The 19,098-nt window shown below is 60.5% G+C and carries 13 protein-coding genes and 2 pseudogenes; 4 read left to right on the top strand and 11 right to left on the bottom strand.

What is annotated here, in order from left to right; translation table 11 throughout:
• The 11 genes and pseudogenes from J3P89_RS14530 to J3P89_RS14480 all read right to left on the bottom strand — a co-directional run bounded on the left by J3P89_RS14530 (nucleotide 1) and on the right by J3P89_RS14480 (nucleotide 13,341).
• Nucleotides 1-1,125: a glycosyl transferase gene (locus J3P89_RS14530; RefSeq protein ID WP_434694599.1), complete on the bottom strand. Its 1,125-nt coding sequence runs from the start codon at nucleotides 1,123-1,125 to the stop codon at nucleotides 1-3.
• The gene (gene wecB / locus J3P89_RS14525) at nucleotides 1,122-2,225 is read right to left on the bottom strand and encodes a non-hydrolyzing UDP-N-acetylglucosamine 2-epimerase (protein ID WP_434694598.1); all 1,104 of its coding nucleotides are present in this window, start codon (nucleotides 2,223-2,225) and stop codon (nucleotides 1,122-1,124) included. The genes J3P89_RS14530 and wecB overlap by 4 nt, the downstream gene beginning before the upstream one ends.
• Nucleotides 2,222-3,808: a GMC oxidoreductase gene (locus J3P89_RS14520; RefSeq protein WP_434694597.1), complete on the bottom strand. Its 1,587-nt coding sequence runs from the start codon at nucleotides 3,806-3,808 to the stop codon at nucleotides 2,222-2,224. Before J3P89_RS14520 ends, wecB begins: the two co-directional genes overlap by 4 nt.
• A complete protein-coding gene (locus tag J3P89_RS14515; protein WP_434694596.1) occupies nucleotides 3,798-5,081 on the bottom strand; it encodes an NAD-dependent epimerase/dehydratase family protein in 1,284 nt (427 codons plus the stop codon). The genes J3P89_RS14520 and J3P89_RS14515 overlap by 11 nt, the downstream gene beginning before the upstream one ends.
• A complete protein-coding gene (locus tag J3P89_RS14510; protein ID WP_434694595.1) occupies nucleotides 5,078-5,491 on the bottom strand; it encodes a GtrA family protein in 414 nt (137 codons plus the stop codon). The genes J3P89_RS14515 and J3P89_RS14510 overlap by 4 nt, the downstream gene beginning before the upstream one ends.
• Nucleotides 5,488-5,790, bottom strand: a complete 303-nt coding sequence (locus J3P89_RS14505) for a hypothetical protein (RefSeq protein ID WP_434698077.1) — start codon at nucleotides 5,788-5,790, stop codon at nucleotides 5,488-5,490. The genes J3P89_RS14510 and J3P89_RS14505 overlap by 4 nt, the downstream gene beginning before the upstream one ends.
• Before the next feature lie 135 nt (nucleotides 5,791-5,925).
• A pseudogene (locus J3P89_RS14500) lies at nucleotides 5,926-5,985 on the bottom strand (hypothetical protein); the annotation flags it as partial.
• Nucleotides 5,986-6,266: 281 nt separating this feature from the next.
• Entirely contained in the window at nucleotides 6,267-7,286 is a 1,020-nt protein-coding gene (locus J3P89_RS14495; protein ID WP_434694594.1) for a glycosyltransferase family 2 protein, read from the bottom strand.
• An 11-nt stretch (nucleotides 7,287-7,297) separates the two neighbouring features.
• Entirely contained in the window at nucleotides 7,298-9,706 is a 2,409-nt protein-coding gene (locus J3P89_RS14490; RefSeq protein ID WP_434694593.1) for a phospholipid carrier-dependent glycosyltransferase, read from the bottom strand.
• A 219-nt stretch (nucleotides 9,707-9,925) separates the two neighbouring features.
• On the bottom strand, nucleotides 9,926-12,376 hold the full coding sequence (locus tag J3P89_RS14485; RefSeq protein ID WP_434694591.1) for a glycosyltransferase: 2,451 nt from the start codon (nucleotides 12,374-12,376) through the stop codon (nucleotides 9,926-9,928).
• A 146-nt stretch (nucleotides 12,377-12,522) separates the two neighbouring features.
• Nucleotides 12,523-13,341 (bottom strand): ABC transporter permease, encoded by an 819-nt coding sequence (locus J3P89_RS14480; protein ID WP_434694590.1) that lies wholly within the window; start codon nucleotides 13,339-13,341, stop codon nucleotides 12,523-12,525.
• A 183-nt stretch (nucleotides 13,342-13,524) separates the two neighbouring features.
• Between J3P89_RS14480 and J3P89_RS14475 the strand changes: the two are divergent.
• The 4 genes and pseudogenes from J3P89_RS14475 to J3P89_RS14460 all read left to right on the top strand — a co-directional run.
• Nucleotides 13,525-14,751: pseudogene (locus J3P89_RS14475) on the top strand (ABC transporter ATP-binding protein); the annotation flags it as partial.
• Nucleotides 14,728-16,248, top strand: coding sequence for a polysaccharide pyruvyl transferase family protein (locus J3P89_RS14470; protein WP_434697993.1), 1,521 nt, complete (start codon nucleotides 14,728-14,730; stop codon nucleotides 16,246-16,248). The pseudogene J3P89_RS14475 and the gene J3P89_RS14470, both read left to right, overlap by 24 nt.
• Nucleotides 16,242-16,928: a 2OG-Fe(II) oxygenase gene (locus tag J3P89_RS14465; protein WP_434694589.1), complete on the top strand. Its 687-nt coding sequence runs from the start codon at nucleotides 16,242-16,244 to the stop codon at nucleotides 16,926-16,928. Before J3P89_RS14470 ends, J3P89_RS14465 begins: the two co-directional genes overlap by 7 nt.
• Entirely contained in the window at nucleotides 16,921-19,074 is a 2,154-nt protein-coding gene (locus J3P89_RS14460; RefSeq protein ID WP_434697992.1) for a glycosyltransferase, read from the top strand. The genes J3P89_RS14465 and J3P89_RS14460 overlap by 8 nt, the downstream gene beginning before the upstream one ends.
• Nucleotides 19,075-19,098: the final 24 nt, after the last annotated feature.

The following is a 19,098-nucleotide window of genomic DNA, read 5'->3' as shown; positions in this document are numbered from 1 at the left end:
TTACCAGACTTCTGGTTTCTCCAATGAGGCAGGCATGACTACCGCCGAAAAACGCTTGGCCCAGAGATGCGCCTGACGAAATTGCTGAACGGTGGCATGGTCGCTTTGACTGGCGAGCGCTGCAACGACGGTGTTGCGCAGGTCAGTCCCTTGATCCACGATCCAGACGCCCGGCTCCCGGTCGCGCAGGGCCATTTCACCGAAGCGGGTCGAGATGACAGGCAGGCCGAGGGCGCGGTACTCGTAGTATTTGATCGGGTCGACCGAGGCGGTCAGGCGGTTGAGCTTGAACGGAATCAGGCCTACCGAAAACGTTGTCATGGCCGTCATTGCATCGGCATGGGAACACTCGGGTAGCAGCTCGATGTTGGCGGGCAATACGCAGGGCGCCGGTGTGAAGACGGGGCCAATCAGCCGGATCCGGTTTCCAGGGTTGGCCTGGGCCAGCGCGGTGACCAGGTCCCAGTCGAACCAACGACCCAGGGTGCCGACATAACCAAGCACCTGTTGTCTGGCGACAAGGTCCGGGCTTTCAACTGGCGCAAGTCCGTGCACATCACAGGCATTGAGAGCCAGTTCCACCTGGTCGGTCATGCCCAGGAGTTTATTGCGCAGGTGGCTGGAGGAGGCCAGAACTTTGCCTACCCGTCGAATAAGCTGCGCCTGGCGACGCTCCATGGACCGGCGTGACAGGCCTTGATAAAAGGCCGGGAAATCATCCATCGCGTCGTAGACGGCGGGGCTTGCAGGCATGCGTGCCAGCAGTTGCAAGGCCAGTTCGGAGGGTTTTCCGACACCTATCAGGCAAGGGCCGGCGGCGGCAAACGCCGCAGTCTCCTTGAACAGGTTGCGCCACAGTTGCTTGAGTAGCATTGCCGAGCCTGGAAGCGGCTCAATGGGAAGGCTCCGGGGTTTGCAAATGTGCAACCAGGGGGGAACGGTGACGCTGTGCTGATCGGCAACAGGCGGCTTGGACCTGATGTCGTTCAACGTGGGCAAGCGCGTCGGATAGGGGTCGATCCAGAGCACCTGTGCGCCAGTCTGGTGGTGATACCAGCTGACGAAATGATGCGGGCGCTGGCTGAAACTGGCCCATGGCACCGGGGACAGGTAGATCATTCTCATGACTGAAAGTGCTGGCGCAGGACGTCGGCAATACGCGTTGCGGCCCTGCCGTCGCCATAGGGGGAAACGCCCCGCGCCATGCCCTGATAGGCCTCAGGGTCATCCAGGAGATGCTGTGCCTGTTCAACGATGGTGTCCCGATTGGCGCCCACCAACTTGACCACGCCGAGGTCGACCGCTTCGGGGCGTTCGGTTTCTGTCCTGAGTACCAGCACCGGCTTACCCAGGGCAGGGGCTTCTTCCTGCACGCCCCCGGAATCGCTGATGATCAGGTATGAGCGCTTGATTGCCGCGACAAACGGAGCGTAGTCCAGCGGTGCGCAGAGGATGATGTTCGGGGTTCGGCCGAGCAGTTGATGGGCGACGTCCTTGACGTTCGGGTTGGGGTGGACGGGATAGAGGATCTGGATGTCCGGGTTCCGTTCGGCCAGGCGCTTGAGTGCCTGGCAGATATCCTGGAACGGTTCGCCGAAGTTTTCCCGACGATGGCAGGTCACCAGCACCATGCGTCTGTGCGCATCGAGTGGGACGGTCAAGGCCGAGTCCTGTGCCGCGGTCATCAGCAAGGCATCGATCACGGTATTGCCGGTCAGGGTGATATCGCTGGCGGCAACACCTTCGCCCAGCAGGTTGGCCACGGCGCCCTGGGTCGGCGCGAAATGCCAGCGGGCCAGCTTGCCGGCGATCACCCGGTTGGCCTCCTCGGGGAACGGATTGTACAAGTCCCCGGTACGCAGGCCCGCTTCGACATGGCCGAAGGGAATTCGCAGGTAGAAACACGCCAGTGCGGCGCTCATGACGGTGGTCGTGTCACCTTGAGCCAGTACGACATCCGGTTTCTCGGCTTGCAGAACGCCGTCGAGTTCACGCAGCAGGCGTGAGGTCAGCGCTGCCAGAGACTGGTTGGGACGCATGATGTCCAGGTCGAGGTCGGCATTGATCGCAAAGCCTTTCAGTATCTGGTCGAGCAGGCCGCGGTGCTGGGCGGTGGCGAGCACCCGGCACTCGATGTTTTTCTCGGCCTTGAGGGCGTTGATCACCGGGGCCATCTTGATGGCTTCCGGGCGTGTACCGACGATGCAGAGTACCTTGCGGGTCATGACTGCTGATTTCCTATCATTGTTGTCAGAGAGCGTGCTATCCGGTCCGCATTGGCCATCAGGGTCAACGTGTGCGATTTCTCGGTAAGGCTGGGCAGACAGGCGCCGTCGACGACATGCACGCCGTCGAGGCCTGCGACTTGGCCAAGGCGATCGGTCTGGCCAATCTTCGGCGTCGAGTGCATGGGCAGGGTTCCCGCATAGTGGATATCTGCTCCCGGTCTGCCGACGGTGAAGCTCATGGGCATCAACAGCGCGCCCATCTTCCAATAGATCCGCCGCAGCCTGGTCTCGGCGGCTTTCATGATCCCGGGGAGCTCGGGATGCACTTGGCCGGTGATGCTCAACGAACCGTTGGGGCGCAGCAGCGCCGTGTTGCTGGACAGCTGCCCGGGAAGGAAGATGTTGCCGACGACGCACGCGTTGAGCAGGTTCCTCAGCAATTCGATGCTGTAGCGTTTGCTCATGGGAATCCGGCTGACGAACTCGGTCATGGGCAAGCCCGTGGTGCTGAACGTCGAACCGAAAGCCGTGGCGCCGGACTTCAACTCCAGAGTGAACGAGAGCTGGCCCAGGCCAAATGCCGGCACTCTCGGGGTGCCGAGCATTCTTGGCAGCCATAGCAGGAAGGCCGCCGTCGGTGATGACAGCAGCGGCACCGGTGTCGAATGGTTCAGGCACTTGAGGACGAGCCGGGTCGAGGCCAGTGTGCCCGCCGCCAGCAACAGGCGCGCACCGCGCAAGCGCCGGGCGGAGCGATGGTCGGTGATGGTCCATGAGTCGTCCTGTTTCAGCAGATCCTCCACCAGGAAATTCTGGACGTGCTGGAACCCAGGGTATTGCTTGAGTTTTCGCAGCTCTTGCGAGGCGCTGTACAAGGCTTGGTGGTGACAGCCCCACAAGCAGTTTCCAGAAAGATCGCAGGCCTTGCGCTCGTCGAGGGGCTGGCTCAAGGCGGCGACCCTTGAACGGCCAAGGCGAAACCCCAGGTCGGGAAACACCGCTCGGCGCCGGGTGTAGCGGTCGAGCAAGCGCTGATGCAGGTTGTCCAGCGGCAGGGGTGGTTGCGACCACTCATCCAGACCGAAGTAGCTGGAGAGATCGTCGTTGAGCCGGCCACTGATACCGATCCGGCGCGCGACTGTTTCGTAGGACGCCTGCATCTCGGAATAATCGATGGGCAGCCCGGCAAAGTCACCGGCGCCCAGCGTTGCCACGCCGCAACCCCAGGCATTGGACAGGCCTCCGGTGGCCAGTGATCCGATGCCGATGAAGTTTTCGGTCTCGATGCGATTGCCGGCGCTGAACCCTTCGAAGACATGGGCGTGGGTCGGCGTCTTCAGCTTGGGCGATACGGCGTCCAGTTGGTCCAGGGCGTGGAAGTTTTCGCCGATCATCCATTTCCACTGATGCGCGTCGTCGGCCCTGGCACTGAGGAATGGGCGGGTTGGCGGCACCGGTGAGTCGCTGTTGGCCTGGGCATCGACCATGAGCACTCGCAGGCCCGCCTTGACCAGCGGATAGGCCGCTGAAGTCCCGGCTGGGCCGCTGCCGACAATGATCACATCGAACTCAGGCTTCACGGTGGGCTTCACTTCCAAGCAGCAGCGGGCGGGCAAAAGCACGGCACGACAACGCCGCTATCTTCCACACCAACGCCTTGACCGAGGTGAGTCCCAACGCAGCCAGCGTGGCGACAAGGCTGCGCGGCCATCGGGTGCCGAGGAACACCTGCGCGCCTTGGGGGCTGGCTTCGGCGATACCGAGTGCAACCTGCAGGCGCCAGGCCAGTTCCTGGCCCTCGGGTGTGCGCAGGACGCCGGGGTTGTCCAGCAGCGTCAAGAGTATCGGCCAGCCCATCAGCAGGCGTGAGTGAATGACAGGACGGGTTTTGCCCGCACGCTCCAGTGCCCTTGCATAGCGCCTTACCAGGCTTTTTTGCGGCGGGCGTTTGAGCAGGTAGCCCAAGAGCACCGCCGCTTCCTGAAGCAGGCCTCGACGTTGCCCATGGCCGGAGCGATGCATGCCGTGGGCAAGGGGGCGCAACGCGATGCCGAGTTTTTCCATGGAACGCTCGCTGTCCATGGGCGGCAGATGAATAAGGGAAAAGATCCGCTCCAGGCCCAGCTTTCTGCTCAAGGATCGTCCGAATATCAGCCGCAACAGCCTGAGCAATGCCACCGGCAGAGGAATTGGCATGCGCACGGCGCGGACCCGGTGCGTCGCAATGGCGCTCAGGAAGCGCCCAAAGGCAATCGGTTTTACGGCACCCAGCTTGAGGACCTCACCATGAATGTCGTCCCGCTCGGCGACGGCCAGTATCGCGGCCGCGAGGTCGTCGACATGAATGGGCTGCACGCAAGGCGCCGGCAAGAGGATCGGAGTGAACGGGCTCCGGCGAACCAGCCCGGTCAACAGGCCAAAGAGCCCGCACTCGGGGCCGCCATACACCTGCCCGGGGCGGACCACGGTACCCCCGGCAGCCAGCACGTGCTGTTCGATGCGCCACTTGGTCTGGCCATAAACGCTCGGGGCCATGGCCTCGGCGGTTTGGCTGGAAATGAAGATGAACCTGGCCGAGCCTTGTCGGGCGCAATCGATCAGCGCCAGGGCCGCGTTTATTTCAGCGTTCGCGTTAGTGTCAGTATCGGGTGATGTGTCGGCCGCCAGATGGATCACCGCCTGAGTGCCGGCCGGGCACTCGGGCGCCGGGCCCCGCAGATCATAAGGAAGCCAGGCATAGGGGGCAGGGCACGGCTTGCGGGTGGCGCAAATGACTTCGTGACCGCTTGCCGCCGCGAGGGCACTCAAGCGTCGTCCAATGTAGCCGGTCGCGCCGGTAATCAGTAGCGTCATGGTCGTGCGCCTTCGGCTCGGTCAGCGGGAGCCGGCGGGTGCGTATCGGTACGAAACACGAACCGCTTGCTGATCCAGTAGGTCAGCGCTACGCAGATCACGTCGCTGACAAATTTCACCGGGACAGGGTTGTCGATGAGGTACAGCCCCGCGCTGAGCAGCACCGAAGCGAGCGGAACATTAATGGCGAGCAGTGAAAAATAGCGCAGCGCTTGAGCCTTGCTGCCAACGCGTGTCGACTGGAATGTGAAATGCCGATGCGAAAAGAACGCGAACGTCCCGGCCACGACTTTGCCAGCGACGTTGGCCAGCACGGGTTGACTATCGAATAGCGCGAGCAGCAGCAAAAACGTCCCCATGTCCAACCCATAGGCCACGAGTTGGATGGCGCCGTATCGGATAAAGGTCAAGACGTCCTCCGGATCACCACGATGTGGTGCAACGCCAGTATCCGGCGCAACGGATACAGCAGTTTTTCGATGACCTTGAGCACAGGGATGAATACGTCAGGCAATAGCTGGCGAAAGTTCAGGCCACCGGAAACCAGATACCGCAGGTAGTTGCCGCAGATTTCCTGGTGGACGATCTCCAGGCCCGGGTACTTGTGCTCGAACGCCTGCCGGTCGCGAACGAAAACGATGTAGCTGAGGGCCTGGTTGGCGCCGTTCATGGGGCCGGTCGACGGTGTATGCCAAGAGGGGAAGTGCATGTCGAAGCCTTCGGACTTGAACAGGCGCTTATAGAGGAACGCGGCAAAGGGGCCGTGAAAGGGCTCGATCAAAATGGCCCCGCCGCCGATCCTGAGCGTCCTTTCCAGCTCCGTGAAAAAGCGCTCGGGGTGAGGAAAGTGGTGAAAACAGTTCTGGCCATAAAAGGCCCTGACCGAATCATCGTCCAGGCTCATTGCCTGGGCATCGAGCGCCATGTCGAGTTTCTCGCTGGCGACAACGTCCGTGGCCAATACGTGCGGGTACGAATCGCGCATGGGCGCGATGCCCGCTCCCAACTCCACCTCAAGACCCCCGACCTGGAAATAGCGGTCTGCCAGTCGACGGAACGCGTGGTGGAATTCCACGAAGACTTCCCTGAGCATTTGCTTGCGTTCAAGCACCTTGCCGTGAAGTTCAAGGCGTTCGCAGCCATCGACGTCCAGCGTCTTGAGCGACGGGTCCGATAAAAAATCTCTTAGCGCTTTAACGACTTTTCTTCCCGCAATGAAGTGGCCCTGCGCCTGGAATGCCGAGGCCTGTTGGGGACCGAGGCGATGTCATAACCGAGAAACGCCATGATCAATTGCAGCCCCATGAGCATGGGCAATGCACTGAGCATCACGGTGCCGGCTGGCGTTGCGACGCCATGCTGCGCCGACTCGAACCAGTGATAACTGCCGAACAGGATGCCGAACACGAACATCAGGATCCCGATCGGCAGCTCGATCGAAGCCAGGGACATGTCGCGCAAGTAGTAGTTGTAGAGCACGCGCTTGGTGAAGTTGCGCAGATGCTTGAAGAGAAATTCGCCGACGATTTTCGAGATCTTCAGGTGACTGACCTCATCGCCGTAGCGGGCTTCCATCGGAATATCCACTACCACCGCGCGCACGGTGTTCAGGCGGAACAGGATGTCGGTCTCGAAAAAATAGCGTTGGCTGACCTTGTCCAGGGGCAGCAGCCTGGCGACGTCACGGTGAATCGCGGTATAGCCGTTGGTCGGGTCGAACAGATCCCAGTAACCCGTCGACAGTTTGGCCATCAACGACAACACGGCATTGCCGAACAGACGAATTCGCGGCATCGACTGGACTTCCTCCAGGTCGAAAAACCGATTGCCCTTGGTGTAGTCGGCTTCACCCGCCAGGATCGGTTCGATGAACAGCGGAATCAGGGTCGGGTCCATTTGACCGTCGCCGTCGACCTTGACGATGATACTCGCGCCGTCAGCGAGGGCTGCTCGATAGCCGGTCATGACCGCACCCCCCACACCTTTGTTGATGTCATGGGGCAGCACCTTGACCCGAGGGTCGTCACAGGAGGCCAGGACATGCCCGCCCGAACCGTCCGGGCAGGCATCGTCAATGACATAGATGCGCCAGACTTCCGGCCCGATGGCGTCGATGACGCCGGCGATGTGTGCGGTGACCCGATAGCTGGGGATGACGACGGCAACGCGTAGTTCATCCGTGAAAATCGCTGTTGTTGTGTTCATCGACTCGCCAACTATTGCCTGAATGAAAGTGATTTGAACTCCAGGGGAGTGTCGGTATGCCCGGACGCATAAATGACCGCGGACGTGGCATTAGCCGGGGCAATGACGCTCATCTCGTGGGTCTCCCAATGCGTGGTGCAATCAAACGTTGCGATGCTGGCGCTGATGAAGTCGCCTTGGTCGTCAATCCAGTTGGCCTGGATTCTTCCGGTAGTGGCTGCCTCCGCGCAGCGTGCGGACACACTGTTGATGTAGGTCAGCCCCGGCGTCACGTCGACGCGCTGTGTGGCGGGTGTGTTGACGTTGACGGTCAGGATCTTGCGCGAGGTGTCATAGGTCGAGGGCGACAGCAGGTTCCAGCCGTCGAGGCTGGACAGGTCCGGATTGAGCAGGAGCTCGTAGTGGGTGGCGTTGAGTTTGCGCAGGTCCAGGTTACCCAGCCTGGAATATGACGTGGACACGGCGAGCAGGCGGTCGAGTTGCGCCTGGGGAAGAGACTTGAGATCGATCACCAGCCAGTTCACCTGGCGCTGGCGCAAGCGCCGGGTAAGCTCCGCCGGCGAGGTCGCTGCGTCGAATTCGCCCTTCCACTTCAGGTTGTACCACGATGCGTAAAGGGCATCGCCATGCAAACCCGCCATCAAGGGCGACGCAAAAACCGCCACGGGCTGATAACCGCTGTTCAAGGCGTTGACGGTGTCGACCATTTTCCGGATCGGCAGGCGCTCCAGCAAAAAGGCCTCACGACCGGCCTGGCTCAACAGTGCCGAGGGTTTGATTTCGCCATAGTAAGTCGCGGCCTGGATGAAGCGGGTATTGGCCAGGACCAGCACGGCACCGGCCGCGATGGCGAGGCTGCGGGGGAAGGCCCTGGCGTCGGAAAAGGGCAGGGCGAGGATCACCGAGAACAGCGCAAAGGAGGGAAACACATAACGCAGGTAGGCCGTTGACTGGAACGTCATGAACATCGCGCCGGCGCCGACCAGGAGAATGCACAGCGCTTTTTTGTTGCCGCTCAGCAGCACGGCGACGGCCGCCGTGGGTAGCAGCAGCCACTGGAAACCCGCCGCGCCGACCCGCCCCTCGATGAACTGCGGCGACTGGAAGACCATTCGATAGAGGGTGTCCCAGGTCATTCCGGTACCGAAAGTGGCGGGCGGTTCGAAGTTCATGTCCGGCCAGAGCGGCGAATGGAAAACCCCGTTGAAAAACGGGAACACCGGATTACCGGTCAAGTACCCGGCGCAGACGTAAGGGGTAGCGCCCGCTAGCAGCAGGCCGGCGCTGCCGAGCATGAGGGTCTTGGCGATTCCTCGCACGGCCCAGGCCTTGTACTGCAGCAAGAGGACCAACAGCAGGACCGGCAGGACACTCAGGGTCACTGCCTTGGTCGCCATGGCGAAGCCCAGCAGGACACCGGCCAGGACCAGTTGCGACAGGCGTTCCCGAGGATCCGCAGTGAAGCCTGAGACCTTCAGGATTGCCAGGGTCCCGGCCAGCATGAAGGCGGTCCACGCCGACTCTATGTGCAGGCTGCTGCTTTCAGCGAAGGCGAGGGGCGTCGACAGAAAGATCAGGCTCGCCCAGCGAGCGCTCGTGGCGGAGCCCCCGGCCCAGAGGGTCATGTTGCGAATCTGCCACGCCACCAGCAAGGCGAATGCGCTATTGCTCAGGCGTGACGCCGTTTCGCCCGCCAGCATATAGACGATGCTATAGATCCAATCGGCCAGCATGGGCATGACTGCCCACACATAGGTGTTTGCATCGAACGACCATTGGTGCCGCTGGGCCAGGTGTGAAGGGACGAAGAGGTGCATGGCCAAGGCGTCGTGGCCGACCTCCGGCATGAACGCTACCAGCACGTAGAGGCAGGCGAATCCGCCAATCAGTACATCGAGCCCGGTTTGCAGGGGCGTATGTGCCGAGCGGGTGGCCTGGATTTGTGCCAGCAGCTCGCGACCTATCGACAGGACCTGTTTGCGCCCCAGTACAAGCGGCAGTGCCAACATCGCGCCATACAGCCAGGGATAGTTGATCGGCATATACGCAGCCAAGCCTGTCAGCGTACCGAACGTGCCGATGCCCATCAGCAGATGGATGCTCCAGTCGGCCGGATTTTCTTGCCTGAGCAGCCACCTGCCGAGCACGGTGGCAGACAGCGCGAAGACCGCGACGACAACCACCGGCCAGATCTGCGCGCAGGCAATGGTCAGGCACGCCAGCAGGCCAAGGCTAAGAATGATCGGCGGCTTGCGAGTGAAGGCGGTAAGGGCCGCCAGGACTGCCACTGACAGCAGTATCGTGCGGCTACTGCTGTTCATGGACGCCAGTTCAAGCGTCGAAAAACCGTACACGCCGACCGCCGTACTCGCCAGTAGAACCAACAGCACCACTGCGTATTTCAGGCTTGATCCGGGCAAAATATCGTCTCTGCTGAAGGAACTCGCTTAAGGCTTTCTCGATTCATTGTGGCGAGGGAGCTTGCTCCCGCTGGGCTGCGCAGCAGCCCCAAAAGCTGAATGCAACCTACCTGGCACGCTGCGGTGGCCGGGTTCAGGGCCGCTTCGCAGCCCAGCGGGAGCAAGCTCCCTCGCCACGGTTGGTCAACGCTCGTAAACAGCGTTGCATCCAAGAGGGGCCTATACATCTCGGTACGTGTGCGGAACCCAGGATCCCCATTTGTTCTCGTAGATCGCCCGGTTCTTCTCGAAAAGTGCCTGTTTTTTCCTGGCACCCAAGGTGTTGAACGAGGCGGACAGGTGGTGATGGACGAAGACGTCTTCGGCGCAAGCCGCGCGCAGGCCGCGACGCTGCACGCGGCGGCAGTAATCGTCATCCTCGAAGAACCCCAGGCCGTACTCCTCGCACAGGCCGCCGATCTGCTCGTAGGTCGAACGCGGGAACATCACGCAGAAAAACGCCAGGGTGTTGATTTCGAACCACTCGCCCATGCGCGCACGGGTCATTTGCGCGGCTTCGGCGGGCATGTCCTCCATCCGGCCATAACGGGTGCTGACTTTGGCTTCGTTGCCGATGTTGTTGGTGACCGGACCGATGATGCCGATTTCCTCGTGGTCCTTCAGATGACGGATCAACCCCTTGATCCAACCGGCGGTGACGACCGTATCGTTGTTCAAGATGACCAGGTACTCGCCACTGGCTGCCGCGAGCCCTTGGTTGTTCCCTGCGGCGAATCCCTTGTTGTCCGGATTGAGGATGACGATCCGTTCGGGATGTCCCTTGGCCCAGGCAGTGAGATAGGCCGGGGTCTGGTCGCTGGAGCAGTTGTCGACCACGATGATTTCAAGGTTCGGGTACTGGCTCTGGGTTAACAGGCTGTCGAGGCAAGCCTTGGTCAGTTCGAGGTTGTTGTAGGTCAACACCACGACGCTGACCTTGGGCAGGGGCAATGACGCGATGGCCTTGCGCAGGCTGGCGGCCCGATGCTGCCAGGTCTGGCCCTGGGCGAACGATTGACGCGCCTTTGGCGTTGCGCCGACCTCTGGCAGAGCATCGAGTACACCGCGTATGGCCGAGATGAATTCAGAGGGCTGTTCAACAGCCCAGACCAGTTTGTCGAACTGGCTCAACTCCGGCAGTTTCACCGACACTACCGGTTTTCCTGCGCTCAGGTATTCATAGACCTTGACCGGATTGGTGGCGAGCGTCAGGGGCATGACCTTGAACGGAAGCAGGCAAACGTCCATGGCGTAGAGGTAATAGGGCAGGGAGGCATACGGGACTTCGCCTTCCAGGACCACATTCGGGCAGGCCTTGAAATATTTTTTCGCCTGGACGATATCGCTGCCGATCAACAGGATCAGCTGCTGCGGGAACGACTGGGCGACGCGCTTGACCAGTTCCAGGTCGAACCATTCGGCGATGACGCCGTAGTAGCCGATGATCTTCCTGTTGGCCGGGTCCCGGTAGATCGTGTCGGGACGTTGGCTGAAAAAACCGTATTCGCAGGCGTTGCGGATCACCTCTACGTTGCGGTTTTCCCGCTTGCCGTGTTGTTCGATCCAGTCGGAAGTCGCCACCAGCAGATCGGCCCGGCGCATCAAGGCGATTTCCAGGTCGAGCAGTTCCTGGGCAACATTGCCGAAACCTTCGTGATGATCCATGCAGTCATAGACCAGCGTGGCGTTGGGGACACGTCTTGCCAGCGGGAACCAGTACGCGTGCTGGACAATGCAGTCCACGGCGGCGACGTTCGCCGCGTCCAGCAGCATGGCCAGGCCTTGGCGCAACTGGCTGATCGCGGCCGCTGAAGGCGGGGCATGATAAATGGCCGGAGCCCCGCGCACCTTGAAACGGATCTGGAACAGCCGCTCTGAGCCCTCCAGGCGCTCCGCCTCGAAGCCGGGAGCATCATCGTCAATAAAGTGGTTGGAAATATAAAACGTCGTTTGTCCCGCCCGCGACAACTCCTTGGCCAGGTTTTGTGGGCGCTGGATGCGGAAGTGCCAATCGATCACGCCGAACATCAGGATCGTCGGCTGCCCGTGACTGGATGGCACGGCAAGGTCAATCGGTGGTAGCAGGGGTTGCAGCGGCGCGAGGCTTGGGGACGCCGATGATTCGCCGGCTGTCGCCCTGGTGCGTTTCAGCCAGCTTCGAAGCCGCTGGGCCAGCCTGCTTTTCTGCTGTGCGGTGAGCGGCAACCAGGCGTAGATCCGGCGCGATAATTTATACAGCTGCTTGCGTATCGAATAACGCAGCGGTGCGCGTTCGATGGCGTTGCCCCAGTCAGAAAGCTTGAACAGCTCAGTCTGCTTCGCCGCCAGTTGTGCGCGCAGATCCACCGCCCAATCAGACAGCTCCACCGCTTGGCGTTCTTTAGCCCGGAGTAACGCCTGGGTGTCTTTGAGGCGCCGTTCGGTCACCTGCAACTGCTCGCGCAGTCGCCCGGCCTTGCCTTCTTGAAGCGATAGCCGAGTGCGAAGCGCTTGTGAGCCCAGGTTCAGTTGCTTGATCAGCCGGTCCCGATTCTCGATTTCCTTGACCAGCTGCAAGGCTTCAATGGATCTGGACTGTGTTGAGCGAGTCAGTTTGTCAATGTGATCGACAAGACGGTTGATCTGATCCATGCGTTCTTCCAGTCCCTTGGACATTACGGCAACGCACCCCGGGTCGTTCAGGTTTGTTGTCGACTTCAATAACCAGGCAGGCCCAGGTTGCAGCCGTGCCATCCATCAGCATAGCGGCTGCTGGACGAGGCGCCACGTCAACAAACTCATATGACATCGGCAAAGCCTTTGCGTGTCCTCTGGAACCAGGCGAATCCGGCACAGGCAATCAGCAAGGAAATTGCCGAATAAGCCGCCAGCTGCGCCCATTGCGGTGTCCTGCCCCAGAACAGTACGTCACGAACCATTTCCACCGGCAGCGTCAGGGGGTTCGCCTGCAAGGCGGCCTGATAGCTTTGTGGGAGTATCGAAAGGGGATAGAAAATCGGCGAGAGAAAGAGCATCGCCGTGATGACAATGCCAATGAACTGGCCGATATCGCGCAGGTATACGCTTATCGAGGCGAGGAACCAGGAAATACCCAGCGTCAACAACACCAACGGAAACAGCACCAACGGCAGCAGAAGGGCGGTTGCCGGAGGGGTTCCGAACAGGACGATATAGAAGAGCAGCCAGGCCAGGATGCTGATCGCCATGTGGAACAGCGCCGCGCCGAGCGACACCATCGGCAGGGTTTCCAGTGGGAAGACGATCTTCTTGACGTAGTTGGTATTGGCCAGCACCAGGCCCGGCGCGCGGTTCAGGCATTCGGAAAACAGGTTGAACACCAGCAAGCCTGCGAACAGCACCAGGGCGAATTCGCTCTTGGACTCGCCGCCACCCGACCAGCGGGCCTTGAAGACCACGCTGAACACGAACGTGTAGACCACCAGCATGAACGCCGGGGTGAAGAACGACCATAGGATACCGAGCATCGAGCCTTTATAACGACCGATGATCTCCCTGCGGATCAACACGTAGATCAGGATTCGATTGACCAGCACACTCTTGATCATGGCGGCAGGGGAAGTGCTGAACGACTGCATTGGTACTGGGGCCTCAAGACAAAAAAATCGGAACTCGGTGAATCGCATCCTCATGGAGGGTAGGCCAAGTTCAGGGCATTCGAAGTTTTTTTCCCGTTTTGTGCTTAACTCATCGGCAGTGCCCAGCGAAGGAATGATTCAGTAGTGCCGCTAATGGAAGTGACTCATGGAAGGGCTTTGCCGATGTCGTTTGAAGTGGCCATCAGCGCCGAGAACCTGAGCAAGTGTTATCAGATCTACGATGCACCCAAGGACCGCCTGTTGCAGATGCTGGTGCGCGGCAGGAAGCGTTTCTACCGCGAGTTCTGGGCCCTGGACGATGTTTCCCTGAACATCGCAAGGGGGGAGACCGTCGGCATCATCGGCCGTAACGGCAGTGGCAAATCCACCTTGTTGCAACTGATCTGCGGAACGTTGATGCCGACCCGGGGCAGTGTTCGCGGGCATGGCCGGATTGCGGCGTTGCTTGAGCTCGGGTCGGGTTTCAATCCGGAGTTCAGCGGCCGCGAGAACGTCTATGTGAACGCGGCGGTGCTGGGCTTGAGTCGTGCGGAAATCGATGCTCGTTTCGATGACATCATCGCCTTCGCCAACATCGGCGACTTCATCGACCAACCCACCAAAATCTATTCCAGCGGGATGCTGGTCCGGTTGGCCTTCGCCGTTTCGGTCTGTGTGGAACCGGAGATCCTGATCGTCGACGAGGCCCTCTCCGTCGGCGATGCATCTTTTCAATTCAAATGCCTGAACCGCCTGGAAGAACTGGCTGCCAAAGGCACCACGCTGCTGTTCGTCTCCCACGACATGAGCATGGTCAAACGGTTTTGCCACCGGGTCATCTATCTGCGCGCAGGCCGCGTCGTTGCCAGCGGCTCGCCCGATGAAATGGCCGAGCTGCATTTGCTCGACATGCGTGACGAGCAACGTCGCTGGGCCAGTGGCGGGGCCATACCGGTTACACAAAAGTCGTTTATTGGCGGTCAGCAGGGGATGGCCTTTGGAACCGGGGAGGGACACATCAGCGCCGCCTGCTTCACCAACACCCGGCAGCTTTCGTCGAGTTACCTGTATGGCGACGACATCGAGATTCACGTCGAAGCATTACTGCATGAGTCGATCACTCAACCCAACATCAGCTTCACTATCCAGGAGGCGAGGCTGCTGGTGATCGGCGGGGGCAACTTCGCCCTGCAACCGGGCCCGGTCGAAAACGGCTGGCGGCATACGGCCATTACGGTGCGCTTCCCGGCTAACCTCGCCGAGGGGCGTTACCACGTCACGCTCAAGCTGTTGCATGGCGCGACGGAAGACACCTCGCAACTGATCGAGAAGCAAGTCGCGCCCTTGGCGTTCGACATGTTGCCCAGCCACAAGCATTTCCTGGGCATGGTTGACCTGGGATTGCAGAGCGTCGACCCGCGAGCGGCCGAGTCGCTTCCCAAGACCTGCGGGATTCAAGCAGAGGAGGACCTGGCGGAAAACTTGGATGAGCGCACGTGGCAGGTGGCTATCTTCGGCACCTTCGACGTAGAAAACTATGGTGACCTGCTGTTCCCCATCATCGCCGAGGCAGAGCTGGCCCGGCGCTTGGGTTCGGTCAATCTGCAGCGGTTTTCCTATCACGGGAAAACCCCATCCGAATGGCCCTACGCGGTGACGTCGCTGACAGAGTTGCCCGCTGTAGCGGCAAGGCTGGATGGCGTGTTGATCGGCGGTGGTTTCCTGATCCGATTCGATAAAGTCGTTGCCCATGGTTATGGTCCGACCACTGCCGACATCCATCACCCTACCGGTTATTGGCTGACCCCCGCGCTCATCGCGCTGCAGCATGCGGTTCCGGTCATGTGGAATGCACCGGGGATGCATTGCAACAGTATCCCCGATTGGGCCAGGCCGTTATTGACGATGGCCCTTGAGCAGAGCCGGTACGTGCGCGTCCGTGATGCCCTGTCGCGCGATACCCTCGGCGCGCTTAGCCAGCAAATCGAGATCGAAGTGCTGCCCGACACCGCGTTCGGCTTACCGCGCCTGATCGATGAGCAACGGCCCTCGGCCGAGTTTGTTCGCCTGCGCGAGCATGCCGGGCTGACCGGGCCCTACATCGTGATCCACGCCATTCATGTGGTGGAGTCCTTTGTAAAATTGTTCGAAGACCACCCTGAGGCGTTCCTGGGCTACCAGTTCCTGGTGGTGCCGATTGGACCGGTCCTGGGCGACGATCCGTCAGTGATTGCCGGGCGGCTGCCCGGATCCATCACCTTGCCGTTCTGGCCGGAGCCGTTGCTCATGGCCGAAATTCTCAGCCAGGCCCAAGCGGTGATCGGCCATAGCTATCACCTGGCGATCACCGCCCTGGCGTTTGGCGTGCCGGTGTTTTGCTCGGCGGACCTGACCACGGGCAAGTACACGGCGCTGGCGGGGTTCGACACGCTACATGCGTTGCCGAACGTCGCGACGATCGATCCGCAATGGTTCCTCGCCCGCGTGGGCAAGACTCAGCCATCGCCCTTGGCGCGTGCGGCGGCGGATCAGTTGGTGGAGCATTGGGACCGGGTCGCTGAAATCATTCGCCAAGGTAAAACGGCGTCCCAGCCAGTGCTGGGGGCTTTTCTGCAGCACCTGCCGAATCTGCTCGAAGCCGCGGCCGAGACGTGCGACCCAGTGCCAGCTGAATCGCCGGTGAGTCCGGTCATCCCTGTGCCGCAGATCAACGAACCCGCGCAGGACCTGGCGGCACGGGAGCTTGCCCAACAGCAACGGATCATCCAGCTCCGTGAGCAACTGGCTCGCAGCGATGCCAGGATGCGTGAGCTGCAGAACTCCAATTCATTCCGAATGACCGCGCCACTGCGTTCCATCGCCCGTGGTATCAGAAACCTGACAGCGAACAAGAACCGACAATGCTAGATCTCTCTCGTCTCACGCCAGCGGCGCTAAAGGATCAGCCGTTCTCATGGGCTGAAATCGGCAACCTGTACGCGGCCGAGGATGCCGCCGCGTTGGCAGCGTCTTTTCCTCATGATCACTTCAAGACGGTGAGTGGTTATGGCGGTGAAAAAAACTATGACTACGAGGCACGAGCCTTGTTGGGCATGGGCGACGATACCATCGCTCATGCGCAGGAATTGAGCGAGGCATGGTTGCGGCTGGCTCGGGATCTTGGCTCGGCTGGTTATCGCGAAGCCATGTCGCAAATGACTGGAATCGATCTGTGCAGCGTGCCGATGGAGGTCAATGTCTTTCATTACGGTCCGGGTGCGAGCCTGGGCGCCCATCCGGACCTGCCCGACAAACTGGTCACCCATATCCTCTATTTCAATGAGTCCTGGGACCGCAACGACGGCGGTTGCCTGAACATCCTGCACCGCAACGATCCCAGCGCAGTGGCGGCCGAGATCGAGCCCCTGGTGGGTAATTCGGCGATCCTGGTGCGCTCGGATAATTCCTGGCATGCCGTCACGCCCGTAGTCAGTGGCTGCCATTCTTCCCGTCGTAGCCTGACCGCAACGTTCTACCGGCCGGGTTCGCGCAGTTCCATGTGGCCGCCGGATGACAGCACGCCGCTGCATCGGTACCCGCATGCTTAAGCCCGACAGCACCTTGATCGACCGGGACGCCGCCTTGGCTCAGCGAGATGCGGCCGTCAATGAACGCGACACCGCGCTGGCGAAAGTCGACTTCCTGCAAAACACCCGTTCGTGGCGTTTCACCCGGCCACTGCGTACGCTGTTCCGGGTGCTGCGTTATGGATTTTCCGCCTACCGGGAGTTTCCCGAAACGGCTCCGGCAATCGTCTACCCGGCAGCGCCGGAACCGTTGCCGAACGTTGAGGTACAAGCGGATTTCGCCACCAGAGGGCAGCTGGATATTCTCTGCTTCGCCAATATCGACTGGGCCGCGCGCTTCCAGCGACCGCAGCAGTTGATGAGCCAGTTCGCGAGCAATGGTTATCGGGTGTTTTATATCGTTCCATCCAGTGTGCCGGAGCAGGGACAGCTTTATCGAGTGACGTCAGTGGCGTCCAACCTTTTCGAGGTGGCGCTGCATCGCGATGTGCAAATGGCCTATTACGAAAAGATAGTGACGCCTGAGAACCATCAGGCGTTGCTGCGTGCGATTGCTGCATTGGTCACTGACATGCAGATCAGAACCGCCCTCTCGGTGGTGCATATTGCCTACTGGAGTCCCGTGGTACTCAGCCTGCGCGCGCTGCATGGCTGGCGCATTCACTATGACTGCATGGACGACTGGGATGGTTTTCCAAACATCGGCGAACAGCTGCTGAGCGAGGAAAAGACGCTGATTGCCCAGGCCGATCTGGTGACCGTTTCCGCGGCGTTGCTTTACCAGAAATGGTGCGCCCATAACCCTCGCTGCGTGCTGGTGCGAAACGCTGTGGATTTCGCTTTTTTCCACCAGCACTGTTTTACCAACGATGTGCTGAGCGGGATGGTCGGCCCGGTGATTGGCTATTACGGCGCCTTGGCTGAATGGCTCGATTATCCACTGCTGGCGGCGTTGGCGGACCTGCGACCGACGTGGAATTTCATCCTGGTGGGGGATGTTTTCGTCGAGGACCTGGCGGGGCTCGAGCACAAGCCCAATGTGCGGTTGTTGGGCCGCAAGCCGTACACCGACATGCCACTGTACCTGGATCATTTCGATGCGTGCCTGATTCCCTTCAGGCTCTACAACGTGACCCATGCGGTCGATCCGGTGAAGTTCTACGAGTACCTCAGCGCCGGCAAACCGGTGATCTCCACGCCACTGGCGGAGATCGCCATCTACGAGGACCTGCTGTACTTCGCAACCGGAGTCGATGAGTTCATCGAGCAGATCGAGCGTGCCCTGGCCGAGCGCGATCTGGCCCTTTACAAGCGGCGTGTGGAGCTCGCTCGGGCCAACGATTGGAAGGATCGATTTAATAGCATGCAACTTGCCATCGTCGGGCTGTACGAGAAAGTCTCCATCGTCATCGTGACGTACGACAACCTCAATCTGACGATTCAATGTGTCAACAGCATTCTGCGTAATACCACCTGGCCCAATTACCAACTGATTGTCGTCGACAACGGCTCGGACGATGGTACGCAAGATTATCTTGAACGCCTGGGCCGTGAGGTACCGTTCACGAAGATCATCCTCAACCCGGACAACCGCGGCTTCGCTGCGGCGAACAACCAGGGTTTACGAGAAGCCGACGGTGACGTCCTGCTACTGCTCAATAACGACACGGTGGTGCCGGGCGGTTGGCTCGATCCGCTGGTCAGGCATTTGCGTGAACCGAGCATCGGCCTGGTCGGGCCGGTCACGAATGCGGTAGGAAACGAAGCGAAGATCGAGATTTCCTATACCGACATCCAACAGATGCAGGCGTTCGCAGACCACTACACCGAAGCCCGTAAGGGGCAGTCGTTCGATATCTCCATGCTCGCGATGTTTTGTGTCGCCTTTCGCCGAACCACCTTCGATGAGGTGGGGTATCTGGATGAAACGTTCGGTATCGGGTTGTTCGAAGATGACGACTACAGCCGTCGTGTCCAGGCTGCCGGCTACCGGACGGTCTGCGCAGAAGATGCGTTTATCCATCACTACGGGCAGGCCTCGTTCAGCAAGCTGATCGCCAGCGGTGAATACCAGGCCCTCTGGGACAAAAACCAGGCGTATTTCGAAAGCAAATGGGGGGCGTGGCAAGCCCACGTTCACCGCGACGAGCCCGGCGCGGTGGGGTAGGGCGCGATAAGGTCACCCCTCGGC

Origin of the sequence: Pseudomonas sp. Z1-14, from assembly GCF_051132005.1 — a bacterium.
In the GTDB taxonomy this organism is placed as follows: domain Bacteria; phylum Pseudomonadota; class Gammaproteobacteria; order Pseudomonadales; family Pseudomonadaceae; genus Aquipseudomonas.
Note: the sequence above shows the minus strand (reverse complement) of the source record. Positions and strands in the feature narration are given on the sequence as shown.